Annotated in this window: 13 protein-coding genes, 2 tRNA genes and 2 pseudogenes; 2 read left to right on the top strand and 15 right to left on the bottom strand. The window is 66.1% G+C overall.

The window, feature by feature from the left end; all coding sequences use genetic code 11:
- The 9 genes and pseudogenes from A8G08_RS24665 to A8G08_RS24625 form a co-directional block, all read right to left on the bottom strand.
- Positions 1 to 358, bottom strand: a pseudogene (locus A8G08_RS24665) (2Fe-2S iron-sulfur cluster-binding protein); the annotation flags it as partial.
- Between the two features lie 44 nt (positions 359 to 402).
- Entirely contained in the window at positions 403 to 1758 is a 1356-nt protein-coding gene (gene nuoF / locus A8G08_RS24660) for an NADH-quinone oxidoreductase subunit NuoF (RefSeq protein ID WP_068280180.1), read from the bottom strand.
- A gap of 28 nt (positions 1759 to 1786) precedes the next feature.
- Entirely contained in the window at positions 1787 to 2599 is an 813-nt protein-coding gene (nuoE, locus tag A8G08_RS24655; protein WP_068280177.1) for an NADH-quinone oxidoreductase subunit NuoE, read from the bottom strand.
- Positions 2596 to 3912, bottom strand: a complete 1317-nt coding sequence (nuoD, locus tag A8G08_RS24650; RefSeq protein WP_068280175.1) for an NADH dehydrogenase (quinone) subunit D — start codon at positions 3910 to 3912, stop codon at positions 2596 to 2598. Before nuoD ends, nuoE begins: the two co-directional genes overlap by 4 nt.
- Positions 3912 to 4649, bottom strand: a complete 738-nt coding sequence (locus A8G08_RS24645) for an NADH-quinone oxidoreductase subunit C (protein ID WP_084436846.1) — start codon at positions 4647 to 4649, stop codon at positions 3912 to 3914. The genes nuoD and A8G08_RS24645 overlap by 1 nt, the downstream gene beginning before the upstream one ends.
- The gene (locus tag A8G08_RS24640; RefSeq protein ID WP_068280172.1) at positions 4646 to 5200 is read right to left on the bottom strand and encodes a NuoB/complex I 20 kDa subunit family protein; all 555 of its coding nucleotides are present in this window, start codon (positions 5198 to 5200) and stop codon (positions 4646 to 4648) included. The genes A8G08_RS24645 and A8G08_RS24640 overlap by 4 nt, the downstream gene beginning before the upstream one ends.
- A gap of 81 nt (positions 5201 to 5281) precedes the next feature.
- Entirely contained in the window at positions 5282 to 5641 is a 360-nt protein-coding gene (locus tag A8G08_RS24635) for an NADH-quinone oxidoreductase subunit A (RefSeq protein WP_068280187.1), read from the bottom strand.
- Positions 5642 to 5830: 189 nt separating this feature from the next.
- Entirely contained in the window at positions 5831 to 6268 is a 438-nt protein-coding gene (locus tag A8G08_RS24630) for a hypothetical protein (RefSeq protein WP_068280170.1), read from the bottom strand.
- Between the two features lie 143 nt (positions 6269 to 6411).
- Positions 6412 to 6487 (bottom strand) — tRNA-Lys (locus tag A8G08_RS24625).
- 374 nt (positions 6488 to 6861) lie between these two features.
- Here A8G08_RS24625 and A8G08_RS24620 point away from each other — a divergent pair.
- Positions 6862 to 8007, top strand: a complete 1146-nt coding sequence (locus A8G08_RS24620; RefSeq protein WP_245672988.1) for a L,D-transpeptidase — start codon at positions 6862 to 6864, stop codon at positions 8005 to 8007.
- Between the two features lie 89 nt (positions 8008 to 8096).
- Here A8G08_RS24620 and A8G08_RS24615 read toward each other — a convergent pair whose 3' ends face one another.
- The 3 genes from A8G08_RS24615 to orn form a co-directional block, all read right to left on the bottom strand.
- Positions 8097 to 8522: a hypothetical protein gene (locus A8G08_RS24615; RefSeq protein WP_157108781.1), complete on the bottom strand. Its 426-nt coding sequence runs from the start codon at positions 8520 to 8522 to the stop codon at positions 8097 to 8099.
- Between the two features lie 120 nt (positions 8523 to 8642).
- Positions 8643 to 8715 (bottom strand) — tRNA-His (locus A8G08_RS24610).
- An 80-nt stretch (positions 8716 to 8795) separates the two neighbouring features.
- Positions 8796 to 9443, bottom strand: a complete 648-nt coding sequence (orn, locus tag A8G08_RS24605) for an oligoribonuclease (protein ID WP_068280164.1) — start codon at positions 9441 to 9443, stop codon at positions 8796 to 8798.
- Between the two features lie 101 nt (positions 9444 to 9544).
- Here orn and A8G08_RS24600 point away from each other — a divergent pair, with 101 nt between their 5' ends.
- Complete coding sequence (locus tag A8G08_RS24600; RefSeq protein ID WP_068280161.1) at positions 9545 to 11203, top strand: helicase HerA-like domain-containing protein; 1659 nt, start codon at positions 9545 to 9547, stop codon at positions 11201 to 11203.
- A gap of 5 nt (positions 11204 to 11208) precedes the next feature.
- On the opposite strand, the pseudogene cmrA reads toward A8G08_RS24600, so the two are convergent.
- From cmrA to A8G08_RS24585, 3 genes and pseudogenes are all read right to left on the bottom strand, one after another.
- Positions 11209 to 12011: pseudogene (gene cmrA, locus A8G08_RS24595) on the bottom strand (mycolate reductase).
- 185 nt (positions 12012 to 12196) lie between these two features.
- Complete coding sequence (locus A8G08_RS24590; RefSeq protein WP_068280157.1) at positions 12197 to 14224, bottom strand: NADPH-dependent 2,4-dienoyl-CoA reductase; 2028 nt, start codon at positions 14222 to 14224, stop codon at positions 12197 to 12199.
- A complete protein-coding gene (locus A8G08_RS24585; protein ID WP_068280152.1) occupies positions 14221 to 14778 on the bottom strand; it encodes a PadR family transcriptional regulator in 558 nt (185 codons plus the stop codon). Before A8G08_RS24585 ends, A8G08_RS24590 begins: the two co-directional genes overlap by 4 nt.
- Between the last annotated feature and the right edge of the window lie 199 nt (positions 14779 to 14977).

Below are 14977 nucleotides of genomic sequence, written 5' to 3'. Positions count from 1 at the left end.
ACCGTTGGACATCGCCTGGTTCTGCAGCGGGCATTCGCCGCCCTTGTCGCAGATCGGGCAGTCGAGCGGGTGGTTGATCAGCAGCAGTTCCATCACGCCCTCGCTGTGCCTTGTCCGCGACCGGCGAGGACAGTTGGGTGTGCACCACCATGCCGTCGGCCACCGGTGTGGTGCACGACGCGAGCGGCTTGCGCTGGCCCTCCACCTCGACGAGGCACTGCCGGCACGCGCCGACCGGATCGAGTAGCGGGTGATCGCAGAATCGCGGGATCTGCACGCCCATCAGTTCGGCGGCGCGAATCACCAACGTGCCCTTGGGAACGCTGACCTCGACGCCGTCGATGGTGAGCGTCACCATGTCCGTGGGTACGCGCGCGCCGGTTTCGGCGCCGGTCGTCTGAGTCACGATGCCCCCACTGGTTTCTGCGCTGATCCTGTTCTTGTGGTGCTCGCTCCGCTCGCCGCTGTCGTGAAGACCGTCGACCGGTGCGGATCGAATGGGCAACCGCCGTGCTCGGCGTGCGCGACGTACTCATCGCGGAAGTACTTGATGGAGGAGATGATTGGGCTCGCCGCGCCGTCACCGAGCGCGCAGAACGACTTGCCGAGGATCGCGTCGGAGATATCGAGCAGGCGCTCGAGGTCCTCGACTCGCCCAGAGCCTTCCTCGATGTTGCGCAGGATCTGCACCAGCCAGTACGTGCCCTCCCGGCACGGAGTGCATTTGCCGCACGACTCGTGGGCGTAGAACTCGGTCCAGCGCAGCACTGCCCGCACCACGCACGTGGTCTCGTCGAAGATCTGCAGTGCCTTGGTCCCGAGCATCGACCCGGCCTCGCCGACGCCCTCGTAGTCGAGGGGGACGTCGAGGTGCTCGGCGGTGAGGATCGGCGTCGAGGATCCACCCGGAGTCCAGAACTTCAGCTGGTGCCCGGCCCGTACGCCCCCGGCGAGATCGAGCAACTCGCGCAAGGTGATTCCGAGGGCGGCCTCGTATTGACCCGGCCGCTGCACATGCCCTGACAGCGAGTACAGCGTGAAGCCGGGCGATTTCTCGGTGCCCATCGAACGGAACCAGTCCACCCCGTTGCGCAGAATCGCAGGGACGCTAGCGATCGACTCGACGTTGTTGACCACCGTCGGGCACGAGTACAGGCCGGCGACCGCCGGGAATGGCGGCCGCAGCCGGGGCTGCCCGCGACGGCCCTCCAGAGAATCGAGCAGTGCAGTTTCCTCACCACAGATATAGGCACCCGCGCCCGCATGCACCACGAGGTCGAGGTCGAATCCCGAGCCGAGAATGTCGCGACCTAGATACCCAGCGGCGTAGGCCTCCGCGACCGCGTTATGCAGCCGGCGCAGCACCGGAAGCACCTCGCCGCGAACATAGATGTATGCGCGATTGCACCGGATCGCGTACGCCGCGATGATCACGCCCTCGATGAGGGTGTGCGGGGTCGCGAGCATGAGCGGAATGTCCTTGCAGGTACCAGGTTCCGACTCGTCGGCGTTGACCACAAGGTAGTGCGGCTTCGGGTGCTCTTCGTCCTGCGGGATGAACCCCCATTTCATTCCGGTCGGGAATCCGGCACCGCCGCGCCCGCGCAGCCCGGCGTCCTTGACAGTGGCGATCACCTCGTCCGGGGTCATCTCCAGCGCGGCGGTGAGCCCGCCGTAGCCGTCGTGAGCGCGGTAGGTCGCGAGCGTCCACGACTCGGGGTCATCCCAGTAGCTGCTCAGCACCGGCGTCAGTGACATTGGGCGACCCTCCGGGCTCGGTGACATGTCACTCGCCCTCCCGTTCCGGAGCAGCAGGCGTGTTCGCGGCCAACTTGCGCGCGATACGCAGACCGGCCAGTGTGGCCTCGCCGGGTTGTGCGGCGGCAACGGCGTTCGGGCGTTCGTCGGGGAAACCGGCCAGCACGCGGGCGGTTTCGCGGAAGGTGCACAGTGGCGCGCCCCTCGTCGGCGTGACCTGTTCGCCCTTACGCAATTCGTCGACCAAGTCACGTGCGGACTGCGGCGTCTGATTGTCGAAGAATTCCCAGTTGACCATCAGCACTGGCGCGTAATCGCATGCCGCGTTGCATTCGATGTGTTCGAGGGTGATCGAGCCGTCCTCGGTTGTGTCGCCAGGCTCGATACCGAGATGATCCGACAGGTCGGCAAGGATCGCGTCGCCACCGAGCACCGCGCACAACGTGTTCGTGCACACGCCGACGAAGTAGTCACCGGTGGGCCGGCGCCGGTACATCGAATAGAAGGTCGCTACCGCGGAAACTTCCGCGGTAGCGAGCCCGAGGTACGCGGCGCAGAACTCGATACCGGCGGGGGAGATGTAGCCGTCCACCGACTGCACGAGGTGCAGCAGTGGCAGCAGCGCCGAGCGCGACATCTGCCGCGCCTGTTCGTCATCGCCGCTGGAATAGCGCGAAACAATCTGTGCTGCATCGGCGTCCAGGCGGTCGAGCACATCCGCCGGATAGCGCTCCCGCGCGCCGGGATGCACGAGCGTTCCCGGCTCATCGGGGCGACGGCCGAACTCGATGAACACAGGCGCCGTGTGGCCGTTCGTCCGGATCTCTTCGCTCGCGGTCATCGGTCCACCCCGCCCATAACCGGGTCGATGCTGGCCACTGCGGCGATCACGTCGGCCACCATGCCGCCCTCGCTCATCGCGGCGACCGCTTGCAGGTTGGTGAACGACGGGTCCCGGTAGTGCACCCGGTAAGGGCGGGTGCCGCCGTCGCTGACCATATGCACGCCGAGTTCGCCGCGCGGCGACTCGACCGCGATGTATACCTGCCCGGCAGGCACGCGCAGTCCCTCGGTGACGAGCTTGAAGTGGTGGATGAGCGCCTCCATCGAGGTGCCCATGATTTTGGCGATGTGCTCCGGCGAATTGCCGAGCCCGTCCGCGCCTACGCGCAACTGCGCGGGCCACGCAATCTTCTTGTCCTCCACCATGACCGGGCCGGGACGCAGCTTGTCGAGGCACTGCTCGACGATCTTGAGCGACTCGGCCATCTCTTTCACCCGGATCACGTAGCGGCCGTAGCAGTCGCAACCGGTGTCGGTGATGACGTCGAATTCGTAGTTCTCGTATCCGCAGTACGGCGCGGACTTGCGCAGGTCATGCGGTAACCCGGTGGAGCGCAGTACCGGCCCTGTCATGCCGAGTGCCATGCAGCCGGTGAGGTCGAGGTACCCGATGCCTATCGTGCGTGCCTTCCAGATCGAGTTCTCCCGCAACATCAATTCGAGTTCGCGTAACCGTTTCGGGAGCAGGACGAGCAGGTCGCGGATCTTCGGCACCGCGTCGTCGGGCAGGTCCTGGATCAGCCCGCCGGGCCGGATGTAGGCGTGGTTCATCCGGAGACCCGTGATGTTCTCGAACACGTCGAGGATCAGTTCGCGTTCGCGGAAGCCGAAGAACATAGCCGTCATTGCGCCGAGTTCGAGCCCGCCGGTGGCCAGCGCGACCAGGTGGCTCGAGATGCGGTTGAGTTCCATCAGCATCACCCGAATGACCGTTGCGCGTTCGGGGACTTGGTCGGTGATGCCGAGCAGCTTCTCGACCCCGAGGCAGTAGGCGGTCTCGTTGTAGAACGGGGACAGATAGTCCATCCGGGTCACGAACGTCACGCCCTGCATCCAGTTCCGGTATTCGAGGTTCTTCTCGATTCCGGTGTGCAGGTAGCCGATTCCGCAGCGCGCCTCGGTGACCGTCTCGCCTTCGATCTCCAGGATGAGCCGCAGTACGCCGTGCGTGGACGGGTGCTGCGGGCCCATGTTGACGACAATGCGGTTCTCGCCGCGGTGTGCGGCGGCGAGAACCTCGTCCCAGTCCTGCCCGGCAACGGTGATGGTGGCGGCGTTGCCGCCCGTACTCGTTCCGGTGTCGGCGGTCATCAGTTGTATGCCCTCCGCTCGTCAGGTGGCGGAATCTGCGCGCCTTTGTACTCGACGGGGATGCCGCCCAACGGGTAGTCCTTGCGCTGCGGGTGACCCACCCAGTCGTCGGGCATCTCGATCCGGGTCAGCGCGGGGTGGGCGTCGAAGACGATGCCGAAGAAGTCGAACGTCTCGCGCTCGTGCCAGTCGGTGGTCGGGTAGACGCCGTACAGCGACGGGATATGTGGGTCGCCGTCGGGTGCGGCGACCTCGAGTCGAATGCGGCGGTTGTGCGTGATCGACAGCAGCGGATACACAGCGTGCAACTCGCGGCCGGTGTCCTGCGGGTAGTGCACGCCGCTGACGCCGAGGGACAGTTCGAACCGCAGGGCCGGGTCGTCGCGCAGCACGCGGGCGACGGTGACCAGGTGCTCGCGCCGCACGTGGAAGGTCAATTCGTCGCGGAATACCACCGTCAGTTCGATCGCCTCGTCGAAGGCGACGCCCGCGTTGACGAGTGCGGACTCGAGTCCGTCGGCGATCGCGTCGAAGTACCCGCCGTACGGGCGGGGTGTGCCGCCGGGGAGTGCGACCGGGCGAACCAGTCGGCCGTAGCCGGAGGTGTCGCCGCTGCCGCGCACGCCGAACATGCCGCGGCGGACGTCGATCACCTCGCCCTCGCCACCGGGCACGGTTCCCTCGGGGCCCGCGGTCGCGGCGCCTTCCGACTCGGCGGGGGTGGCCGGCCCGCTCATCGGAGCAGCCCCTTGAACTCGATCGTCGGACGCACCGAGAGCGCTGCCTCCTCGGCGGCCCGCACCGCCTCGGCCCGGTTGTAGCCGATCGGCGCATCGGCGATCTTCTTGTGCAGCTCGATGATTGCGTGCAGCAGCATCTCCGGTCGCGGCGGGCAACCGGGGAGATAGATGTCGACCGGCACAACGTGATCGACGCCCTGCACGATCGCGTAGTTGTTGAACATGCCGCCCGACGAGGCGCACACACCCATCGACAGCACCCACTTCGGCTCGACCATCTGGTCGTAGACCTGCCGCAACACAGGCGCCATCTTCTGGCTGACCCGCCCGGCCACGATCATCAGGTCGGCCTGGCGCGGGGAGGCACGGAACGCCTCCATACCGAACCGCGCCAGGTCGAACCGGCCCGTTCCGGTGGCCATCATCTCGATCGCGCAGCAGGCGAGCCCGAAGGTCGCGGGCCACAGCGATCCCTTGCGGGCATAGCCAGCAAAGTCTTCGAGTGTCGTCAGCAGGAAGCCGCTCGGCAGCTTCTCCTCGAGGCCCATTTCGCGGCCCTCCTTAACTCCACTTAGCGTCGAGTTGACTTGGCGGACAGAGCTAGCCGGTCCGCCAAGCCAGATTCGCCTTCAGTCCCAGCGCAGGCCCTCGCGGCGCCATTCGTAGGCGTATGCAACCGAAACGTTGAAGATGAACAGCGCCATCGCGCCGAGACCGAAGAGTCCGAGGGCATTGAAGTGCACGGCCCAGGGATAGAGGAAGACGATCTCGATATCGAAGACGATGAACAACATCGCCGTCAGGTAGTACTTCACCGGGAATCTGCCGCCGCCGGTGGGCTGTGGCGTTGGTTCGATCCCGCACTCGTAGGCCTCCAACTTGGCCCGGTTGTACCGCTTCGGGCCAACCGCCGTCGCGAGGATCACCGAGAACACAGCGAAGGCGAGGGCGAGGGCGCCGAGCACCAGAATCGGTGCATACACATTCACGCCCATGACCTCCTCTCCCCACGAGCCTGGTCATCTGCCGGGACGGCGGTGCGTCCGAGAGCGCACACGGTCCCGAGACCGAAGATAATCCTCAATCCGCGATCGTGTGAGCTGAGACACACCCTACCCACGTTGGGTTCCGGTGGATCGTTTTTGAGGCTTGCGAATTTCCTCGCCCGACAGGCGAGTTCAGCGCCCGGTGCCTGCGGACCCGACGGAGCCGCGCAGTAGCCTGACCACGGCCGACGTGAGCTCCATAGGATCGATCGGATGCGCCACCGTGGCCTCCGCTCGCGACCACTTCGCCAGCCACGCGTCGTCGCGGCGGCCGATCAATACGAGGATGGGCGGCGGTGCATCGATCTCGTCCTTCACTTGTTTGGCGACACCGAGGCCGCCGGCCGGAGTGGCCTCGCCGTCGAGGATCGCGAGATCGAGTCCGCCGGCGTCGAAGCGATCGATGACCGCCGCCGGCGTGGCTACGTCGACGAACTCGAGCGGCGGGAGGTCGGGATGCGGGCGGGTGCCGAGCGCGAGTCGCACGCGTTCGCGTGTCGCGGCATTGCTGGCATAGACGAGGACCCGTAGCGCGGCAGCGGTACGGCCGTCGGCTGTGGGGTCGGTCACGCGGGGGATGCTACCGGCGTGAAGCGTTTCGGGAGGCGCGACGCGAAAGAAGATTGTCAGCGGGCGCTCGAGTCGAAAGTGCAACGATGCCAGGCGATCACCGGATCGGTGATCGGAAATGTGAGATAAGGTCTCGGACCTCGTGGTGCGCCATCAGGGACTCGAACCCCGAACCCGCTGATTAAGAGTCAGCTGCTCTGCCAATTGAGCTAATGGCGCGTGCACCGCGTCGGCTTCAGGTGGGCTTCACCGTGTTCCTTGCTGCGGCGAGAACTTTAACAGGCCAATGCGCCAGGAATGAAATCGCCCGTTGGGCGCTCGATCGGCGGGTGCGTAACAAGTGCACAACGGAAACCGACCGACTCTGCATATCCGCAGGAAAGCGTGTCTCGCGTCGTGCGAGGCTCACGCTGACAGCGGCATAATGGCCAAGTTCCGCCTAGCGATTTTGCCCGACCGGATTGTGATCTGAGTCACACTGAGCTGTGTACTCGCGGCGTTCGGTCACGAAGTGGAGTAGCTGCATGATGGATCGAGTTTTTCGGCGGCGGACAGGGTTCGCGCGGCTGCTCATTGGGGCATCCGTGCTGGTCATGGGCCTGTCCGCTTGCTCGATCGGAAACAGTGCGGAGCCGTCGACGCCGGTCGCGCCGCTCGACTCGAACCCGCTGACCGAGCTGATGAAGCCGAAGCTGACCGTGAATGTGAAGAACGGCGACATCGGTATTTCGCCGAGCATGCCGATCACCGTCAGTGTCGTCGACGGGATGCTGGGCGGCGTGACGTTGCTCACGCCGGAGAACACTCCGGTTGGCGGCGCGATGGCACCGGACGGATTGTCTTGGCGCAGTGTGGAACCGCTCGGTTACAACCGCCAATACCGCCTGCATACCGAGGCATTCGGTCTGAGCGGCGTGACCATCGACGATGCCGCGTTCAACACGAGCGTGCCCGACAACCTCACCAAGCCTTATTTGATGCCGGGCGACGGAGCCGTGGTGGGCATCGGTCAGCCGGTGGCAGTGCAGTTCGACGAACCGATCGGCGACAAGCTGGCTGCGCAGAACGCGATCACGGTCGTCACCGACCCGCCGGTCGAGGGCGCCTTCTATTGGATCAGCTCGAAAGAAGTGCGCTGGCGCCCCGAGCGCTTCTGGGTGGCAGGCACGAAGATCGACGTGAACGTCAAGGTGTACGGCCTCGATCTCGGCGGCGGAACGTTCGGCGCGGAGGACGCGCACATGAACTTCACCATCGGCGATCCGGTGGTGCTCACGGCGGATGACAACACGCTGCAGGTCACCGTCGAGCGCAACGGTGTGGTCGAGCGGACGATGCCCACCTCGATGGGTAAGCCGGGCACCGAGACGGACAACGGCGTCTACATCGTCGCCGAGCGGCATGATCTGATCATCATGGACTCGTCCACCTACGGCGTCCCAGTCAATTCGGCGGATGGCTACCGCACGCCGGTGAACTACGCAACGCGAATGTCATACAGCGGCATATTCATGCACTCAGCGCCGTGGTCGGTGGGGCAGCAGGGTTACTCGAACGCCAGCCATGGTTGTTTGAATCTCAGCCCGGACAACGCGATCTGGGTTTACAACAACGTCAAGCGCGGCGACATCGTGATCGTGAAGAACACGGGCGGCGGCACATTGTCCGGGGTCGACGGGCTGGGTGACTGGAACGTCCCGTGGCCGGAGTGGAAGGCCGGGAACGCCAACCAGAGCTGAGGACCTGAGTAACCGCGCTCGACGGGCACATCGACCCGGATTCCGTCATCGACCTCGTCGAGTGGTTACAGAGACTCCGGCTGCCAGAACTACGGCGTCGGGGTTGGTTGGTTGCCCCAGCGTGATTGCTCGCGGCACTCCGCTGGGGTGTGCGTCTCGAGGCACTCGGACCATTCGCGCTGCTGGTCACCCCAAGGGTTCTTCGCTGCCTGCCCGGTGTCGGGCTTCCACTCGTAGTTGTCGCACACGATCGGATTGCCCTCGGCGTCGACGGCCTTCTTACCGATATTCGCGCCGATGCAGAAGTCACCGACCGCTGGGACGGGAGGGGCAGTCGGGGGCGTCGAAGGGAGTTCGTTGGTCGTTCGGGGCGGGGTTGCTGTGACCGAACTCGCAGCCGACGTCGACGTGGACGGTTCGACCTCTGTGGGCTCGTCGTTCGATCCCGCGCACCCGGCGAGCAGCACGATTCCCGCGGCCGCGGTGGCCACCGAGAGTCTGGAGATTGCTCGCATGCGGTCACTTTATCGCCGTCCAAACAAGCCTCTGCCGAAGCCCGGCTGAATAAGGAGTTCGTTGGCGGTACAAGGATTTCAACAAGAAAGGCCGGGCCTCGCGGCCCGGCCTTTCTTTCGGGTGAGTGACGGGACTCGAACCCGCGACAGCCAGGATCACAACCTGGTGCTCTACCAACTGAACTACACTCACCATCGCTCGACGCTCCCCAGAGGGAACGGCCAGCGCGATCGATATTAGCGTGCCGACGGCCTCGGGTGCCAATCGGCTGGTCAGCCTGCGTCGGCGGCCCCCGCCGCGTTGGTGATGCCGTCGCCGTTCGCAGAAGCCGAGATCTCGGCCGCAATCGCCGCAATATCGGTGGTCGAGGGGCCCGGATCGGCTACGAACGCCGTGCGCCGGTAGTACCGCAGCTCCCGGATCGATTCCTTGATATCGGCGAGCGCGCGGTGGGCGAGGCCCTTCTCCGGCTGGCCGAAGTAGATGCGCGGGTACCAGCGGCGGCACAGCTCCTTGATGGAGCTGACGTCGATCATCCGGTAGTGCAGGTAAGCGTCGAGTTCGGTCATGTCGCGGGCGATGAAGCCGCGGTCGGTGGCGATCGAGTTGCCCGCCAGCGGCACGGTCCCGGCGACCGGTACATGCTGCTTGATGTAGGCCAGGACCCGTTCCTGCGCCTCTTCGAGCGTGACCGTGGATTGGCGGACCTCCTCGGTCAGCCCCGACTTCGCATGCATCTCGGCTACGACGTCGGGCATCGCAGCCAGCGCCGCGTCGTCGGCATGGATCACGATGTCCACGCCGTCTCCGAGAATATTGAGGTCACCGTCGGTGACGAGCGCGGCCACCTCGATGAGCTTGTCGGTGTCGAGCCGCAGCCCGGTCATCTCACAATCGATCCACACAAGTTTGTCCTGCACGCGACACAGCGTAGTCAGCCCGCAACCTCCTCCGTGCGGGATAAGGTCGGCGAAATCCACCGGCGAGATCCAACTGCGACATCCGCTAAGGGGGAGGCGCGATGACCACTCCGCAGGAACGCGCAGCAGCGGCCCGGGCCGCTGCGGAGGAAGCGGCACGACTCGCAGCGGAAGCGGCGGCCGCCGCCGAGGCGGCCGAACGCGAGGCCGCCGCTGCACAACAACCGGCCACCCCCGAGTCGAATGGGAATCCGGCGCAACAGATCGCAGCGGGATATGCCGGGACTGGACCTGCGCTCGAGCTTGGCTCCGTCGTGGTTGCAGGCGCGGTCGATCCGGCGGCTGCGGTGCGTATCCCGTTGGCCACGGTGAATCGGCATGGGCTCGTCGCGGGCGCCACCGGAACGGGCAAAACCAAGACGCTGCAGGGCATCGTGGAGCAGTTGTCTGCCGCGGGTGTGCCGGTCGTGCTGGCCGACATCAAGGGCGATCTCTCCGGTCTGTCGAGGCCGGGGGAGAGCAACGACAAGATCACCACGCGGGCCACCGAAACCGGTGCAACTGATTGGGCGCCCACCACTTTCCCGACCGAGTTCGTCTCGCTCGGCACCGAGGGCATCGGCGTGCCGATCAGGGCCTCGATAACGTCCTTCGGGCCGATCCTGCTGAGTAAGGTGCTGGGGCTCAACGCAACTCAAGAGTCGACGCTTGGTCTGATCTTCCACTGGGCCGACACCCAAGGCCTCGCGCTGCTCGATCTGAAGGATCTGCGGGCCGTCATCACACACCTCACCAGCGACGAGGGCAAGGCCGATCTCAAGGGCATCGGCGGCGTGTCGTCCGCGACGGCGGGAGTGATCCTGCGGGCGCTCGTGAATCTCGAATCCGACGGCGGCGACACATTTTTCGGCGAGCCCGAACTCGACACCGCCGACCTGCTGCGCGTAGTCGACGGCCGCGGCGTCATCACTCTCTTCGAACTAGGTGCGCAGGCCGCGCGGCCGGCAATGTTCTCCACGTTCCTCATGTGGGTTCTTGCCGAGCTGTTCCAGACGCTGCCCGAGGTGGGCGACGTCGACCGGCCGAAGCTCGTATTCATCTTCGATGAGGCGCATCTGCTATTCGCCGACGCGTCGAAGGCGTTCGAGGATCAGGTCGAGCAGACGGTGAAGCTCATCCGCTCCAAGGGCGTCGGGGTGTTCTTCTGCACCCAGTTGCCCACCGACATACCGAATCCGGTGCTGTCCCAGCTCGGTGCGCGCATCCAGCATGCGCTGCGCGCATTCACCCCGGACGACCAGAAGGCGCTCTCGAAGACCGTTCGCACCTACCCGAAAACGGAGGTGTACGACCTCGAAGAGGCGCTCACCTCACTAGGAATCGGCGAGGCGATCGTGACCGTACTGTCCGAGCGCGGCGCGCCTACGCCGGTGGCATGGACCCGGCTCCGCCCGCCGCGTTCGCTGATGGACACGATCGGCGAGGACGCGATCCGAACCGCCGCCCAGGCGGGCCCGCTGTATGTGAAGTACGGCGTGAGTATCGATCGGGAATCGGCGTACGAGATGCTGACCGCCCGCATCATCGCGGCCGAACCGGAACCCGCGCCCGAGCCGGCGCCGCAGTCCGCGCCCGAGGACAGTGCCGCCGAGAAGATCATGGGCAACCCCGCAGTGAAGAGCTTCCTACGTTCGGCGGCGTCTGCGGCCGGGCGGGAAATCACCCGCAGCCTGTTCGGGACGCGCAAGCGGCGGCGCTGAGCCGCTTAGCCGCCGAGTTTGCTGTAGAAGCTGCCGACGATCGGGGCGACGATCGCGCGCGGGCTGTACTGGCCGGCGACCGACATGGCCTTGCCGAGCAAGCCGGGCACCAGGCGCATCTTGTTCTTGCCGAGCGCGTCGAGCGACTGCTTCGCGGTCTGCGTGGTGTCCATCCAGAGGAAGTCGGGCACCATCCGGTCGACGATCGACGCCTCTTCCGCTGCGGGCGAATCGGCGCGCACCGGTCCGGGCGCAAGCAGCGTGACGTTGACGCCGCTGCCCTTGAGTTCGCCGCGCAACGACTCGGAGAACGTGTTCACGAACGCCTTCGTCGCGGCGTAGGTGGCGTTGTTCGGGATCGGCATGTTGCCCGCCGCCGATCCGACGATCAGGATCGCGCCCGACTTGCGCGCGAGCATGCTGGGCAGCACGGCCAGGGTCAGGTCGTGCACGGCGACCGCGTTGAGTTCGACCTGGTCCCGCTCGTACTGCGGATCCAGCCCGGCGACCGGGCCGAACGTCGCGATACCGGCGTTGTTGCACAGCACAGTGATCTCGCGCGCGGCGAGTTCAGCGCTCAGGGCCGCTCGGGCGTCACGGTCGGACAGGTCGGTCGCGCGCACCTCTGCGGTGACGCCGTACTCGGTGGTCAGGCGCTGGGCCAGCGCCGCGAGCAGTTCGCCGCGCCGCGCGACGAGGATCAGCGAATGCCCCCGCGCCGCGAGTTCGACGGCGAGGGCCTCGCCGATTCCGGACGAGGCGCCGGTGACAACGGCGCGGCCTTCGGGGTGGGATTCGGCAGGCTCACGTCACGAACCTTAGCGAGGCCCTGTTCACGGCTAGCCCGCCCCATCGCTGCACACTTCCTGTCGCCGCGCGCAGCTTCCAGGGTGCGGGAGGGTGTGCGGCGCCTCAGGAAGTGTGCGGCGGGGGAGGGGTGCGGACCGAGAACAGCGCGGGAAACAGGGGAGTGCGGGCCGAGAACACTGACGGTCAGAGCCGCGCGGCGACTCGCGTGCCCTGGTCGATCGCGCGCTTGGCGTCCAGCTCGGCCGCGACGTCGGCGCCGCCGATCAGATGCACCCGCAACTTCGCCGCGGCCAGCTCGTCGGCGAGATCGCGCACCGACTCCTGGCCGGCGCAGACCACCACGTTGTCCACCGCGATCACGCGTCGGCGTTCACGCTTCTCGCCGAACGAGATGTGCAGCCCGGCGTCATCGATGCGTTCGTAATTCACCCCGCCGATCTGCTCGACGCCCTTGGCTTTCAGCGCGGCGCGGTGCACCCAGCCCGACGTCCGGCCGAGGCCCTTGCCGAACGACGACGACTTGCGTTGCAGCAGAACCACTTCCCGGGCCGCTGGCGACGGGCGAGGGGTGGTCAGCGCACCCGGAGCATCCTCGGGCTCGGTGACACCCCACTCCTCTTTCCACTCGTCGATCTTCAGGCTCGGCGACCCCTCAACGGTAAGGAACTCGCTCACATCGAATCCGATTCCGCCAGCGCCGATTACGGCCACGCGCTTACCGACCGGCTTCTCCTCGCGCACCAATTCGGGGTAGGACAGCACCATCGGGTGGTCGATGCCCGGGATGTTCGGCACACGCGGCCGCACCCCGGTCGCGAGCACGACCTCGTCGTAGCCGCCGTCGATCAGCTCCTGCGCGGTGACCCGTGCGCCGAGGTGGACGTTCACGCCGGTGACCTCGAGTCGTCGCGTGAAATACCGGATCGACTCGGCGAACTCTTCCTTGCCCGGGATTCGCCGCGCGAGATCGAACTGGCCGCCGATCCGGTTGTCGGCCTCGAAGAGGTCCACTCGATGGCCGCGCTCTGCCGCCGTAGTCGCGGCAGCGAGCCCGGCCGGTCCGGCCCCGACGACCGCGACACGCTTCGTGCGGCGGGTCGGCAGCAGGCGCAGTTCGGTCTCGTGCCCAGCACGCGGGTTGAGCAGGCAGGACACGTGTTTGCCGACGAAGGCGTGATCGAGGCAGGCCTGATTGCAGGCGATGCAGGTGTTGATGTCCTCGACATGATCGAGGCTTGCCTTGTTCACCCACTGCGGATCCGACAGCAGCGGCCGCGCAAGCGAAATCAGGTCCGCGTCTCCGCGGGTGAGGATCTCCTCGGCGGTCTCGGGCATGTTGATCCGGTTCGACGCGCACACCGGAATACCCACCTGGGCCTTGAGTTTCGCAGTGAAGTTGACGAAAGCGGCACGCGGAACGGACGTCACGATCGTCGGAACCCGCGCCTCGTGCCAGCCGATATCGGTGTTGATGATGTCGACGCCCGCAGCTTCGAGTTCTTGTGCGAGCGCAACGATGTCGTCCCACGGCTGGCCGTCATCGACAAGGTCGGCCATCGACAGGCGGAACACGATGACGAAGTCACGGCCGACCACCTCGCGGGTGCGGCGCACAATCTCGACGGCGATCCGGCGGCGGTTCTCCGCGCTGCCGCCCCATCGGTCGGTGCGCTTGTTGGTGCGTGGCGCGAGGAACTGATTGATGAAGTAGCCCTCGCCGCCCATGATCTCGACGCCGTCGTAGCCGGCGAACCGCGACAGCTCGGCGCATCGCGCGTAGTCGTCGATGGTCTGCTCGATTTCCTTGTCGGACAACGCTCTTGGCTTGAACGGATTGATCGGAGACTTGATCGCGGACGCCGAACCGCTGCGCGGCCAGTACGAATAGCGGCCGGCGTGCAGGATCTGCAGCGCGATCTTGCCGCCCTCGGCGTGCACGGCGTCGGTGACGATGCGGTGGCGGTAGGCCTCGGCGCGATTGGTCAGCTTGCCGCCGAAGGGCAACAGCCAGCCGGTGCGGTTGGGGGCGTAGCCGCCGGTGATGATGAGGCCGACGCCGCCGCGGGCACGTTCGGCGTAAAACGCCGCGAGCCGCTTGGCGTTCCAGGCGCGGTCCTCGAGCCCGGTGTGCATCGAGCCCATGACAACTCGGTTGCGCAGCGTTGTGAACCCGAGGTCAAGCGGTTCGAACAGATGCGGGTAGGACGTCATGACGTTGCCTGCCTTTCGTGTTCCGCGCTGAGCGCGTCGAGCACCTCGGTGCACCACTCGGTGAAGCCTTCTTCGACGCGAATGCCGCCGCGCAGTACCAGGTATTGGTGCAGGGCCGTGCCCGACAGGGCAGTCGGGGCGGCGAAGTCACGCTTCTCCAGGTGGCGAAACAGTTCGAGCCGTTCGGCGTGGCGGTCGCGGTGCCGGGCAACCTCGGCGAGCAGTGCGCCCAGGTCGCCGTGTTCGGCCGCGCGAATCTTGAGCGCGAGTTCCTCGCGTAGCGGACCCGGAGCGCTCGACGTCGCGATCCAGTCGCCGAGTTCACCACGGCCGGTGTCGGTGACGCAGTAGACCTTCTTGTCCGGGCGGCCGGACTGCGCGACGGATTCGCTCTCGACCCAGCCGAGGTCGTCCATGCGCTTGAGCACCCGGTAGATCTGCTGGTGGGTGGCGGCCCAGAAGAAACCGATCGACTTGTCGAATCGGCGGGCCAGTTCGTATCCCGAGCCGGATTGCTCGCTCAGCGCGACCAGAATCGCGTGTTCCAGTGCCACGGCGCGAGCGTATGTGCAACGAGTTGCCTATGCAACGAAGTGCACACTAAGTTGCATGTCGGCGCGGAGTGACGATCAGGCTGTACTGGCCTCGAAGCGGCCGAGCCGGCTCTCGACCAGTGCTATGAAGTCGCTTCCTCGTTCGCCGGCGACGCGGTTGCGCAGGCTTGCCCGAAACCACTCGGGCACCGTTGCCTGC

Source organism: Aldersonia kunmingensis, assembly GCF_001646865.1.
In the GTDB taxonomy this organism is placed as follows: Bacteria; Actinomycetota; Actinomycetes; order Mycobacteriales; family Mycobacteriaceae; genus Aldersonia; species Aldersonia kunmingensis.
This window is presented reverse-complemented; position numbering and strand designations above follow the sequence as displayed.

Excerpts from the sequence above, each read along its gene's own strand:
- nuoF (WP_068280180.1), bottom strand. The coding sequence starts at position 1,758 with ATGTCACTGACGCCGGTGCTGAGCAGCTACTGGGATGACCCCGAGTCG.
- nuoE (WP_068280177.1), bottom strand. The coding sequence starts at position 2,599 with ATGACCGCGAGCGAAGAGATCCGGACGAACGGCCACACGGCGCCTGTG.
- nuoD (WP_068280175.1), bottom strand. The coding sequence starts at position 3,912 with ATGACCGCCGACACCGGAACGAGTACGGGCGGCAACGCCGCCACCATC.
- A8G08_RS24645 (WP_084436846.1), bottom strand. The coding sequence starts at position 4,649 with ATGAGCGGGCCGGCCACCCCCGCCGAGTCGGAAGGCGCCGCGACCGCG.
- A8G08_RS24640 (WP_068280172.1), bottom strand. The coding sequence starts at position 5,200 with ATGGGCCTCGAGGAGAAGCTGCCGAGCGGCTTCCTGCTGACGACACTC.
- A8G08_RS24620 (WP_245672988.1), top strand. The coding sequence starts at position 6,862 with ATGGGCCTGTCCGCTTGCTCGATCGGAAACAGTGCGGAGCCGTCGACG.
- A8G08_RS24615 (WP_157108781.1), bottom strand. The coding sequence starts at position 8,522 with ATGCGAGCAATCTCCAGACTCTCGGTGGCCACCGCGGCCGCGGGAATC.
- A8G08_RS24600 (WP_068280161.1), top strand. The coding sequence starts at position 9,545 with ATGACCACTCCGCAGGAACGCGCAGCAGCGGCCCGGGCCGCTGCGGAG.
- A8G08_RS24590 (WP_068280157.1), bottom strand. The coding sequence starts at position 14,224 with ATGACGTCCTACCCGCATCTGTTCGAACCGCTTGACCTCGGGTTCACA.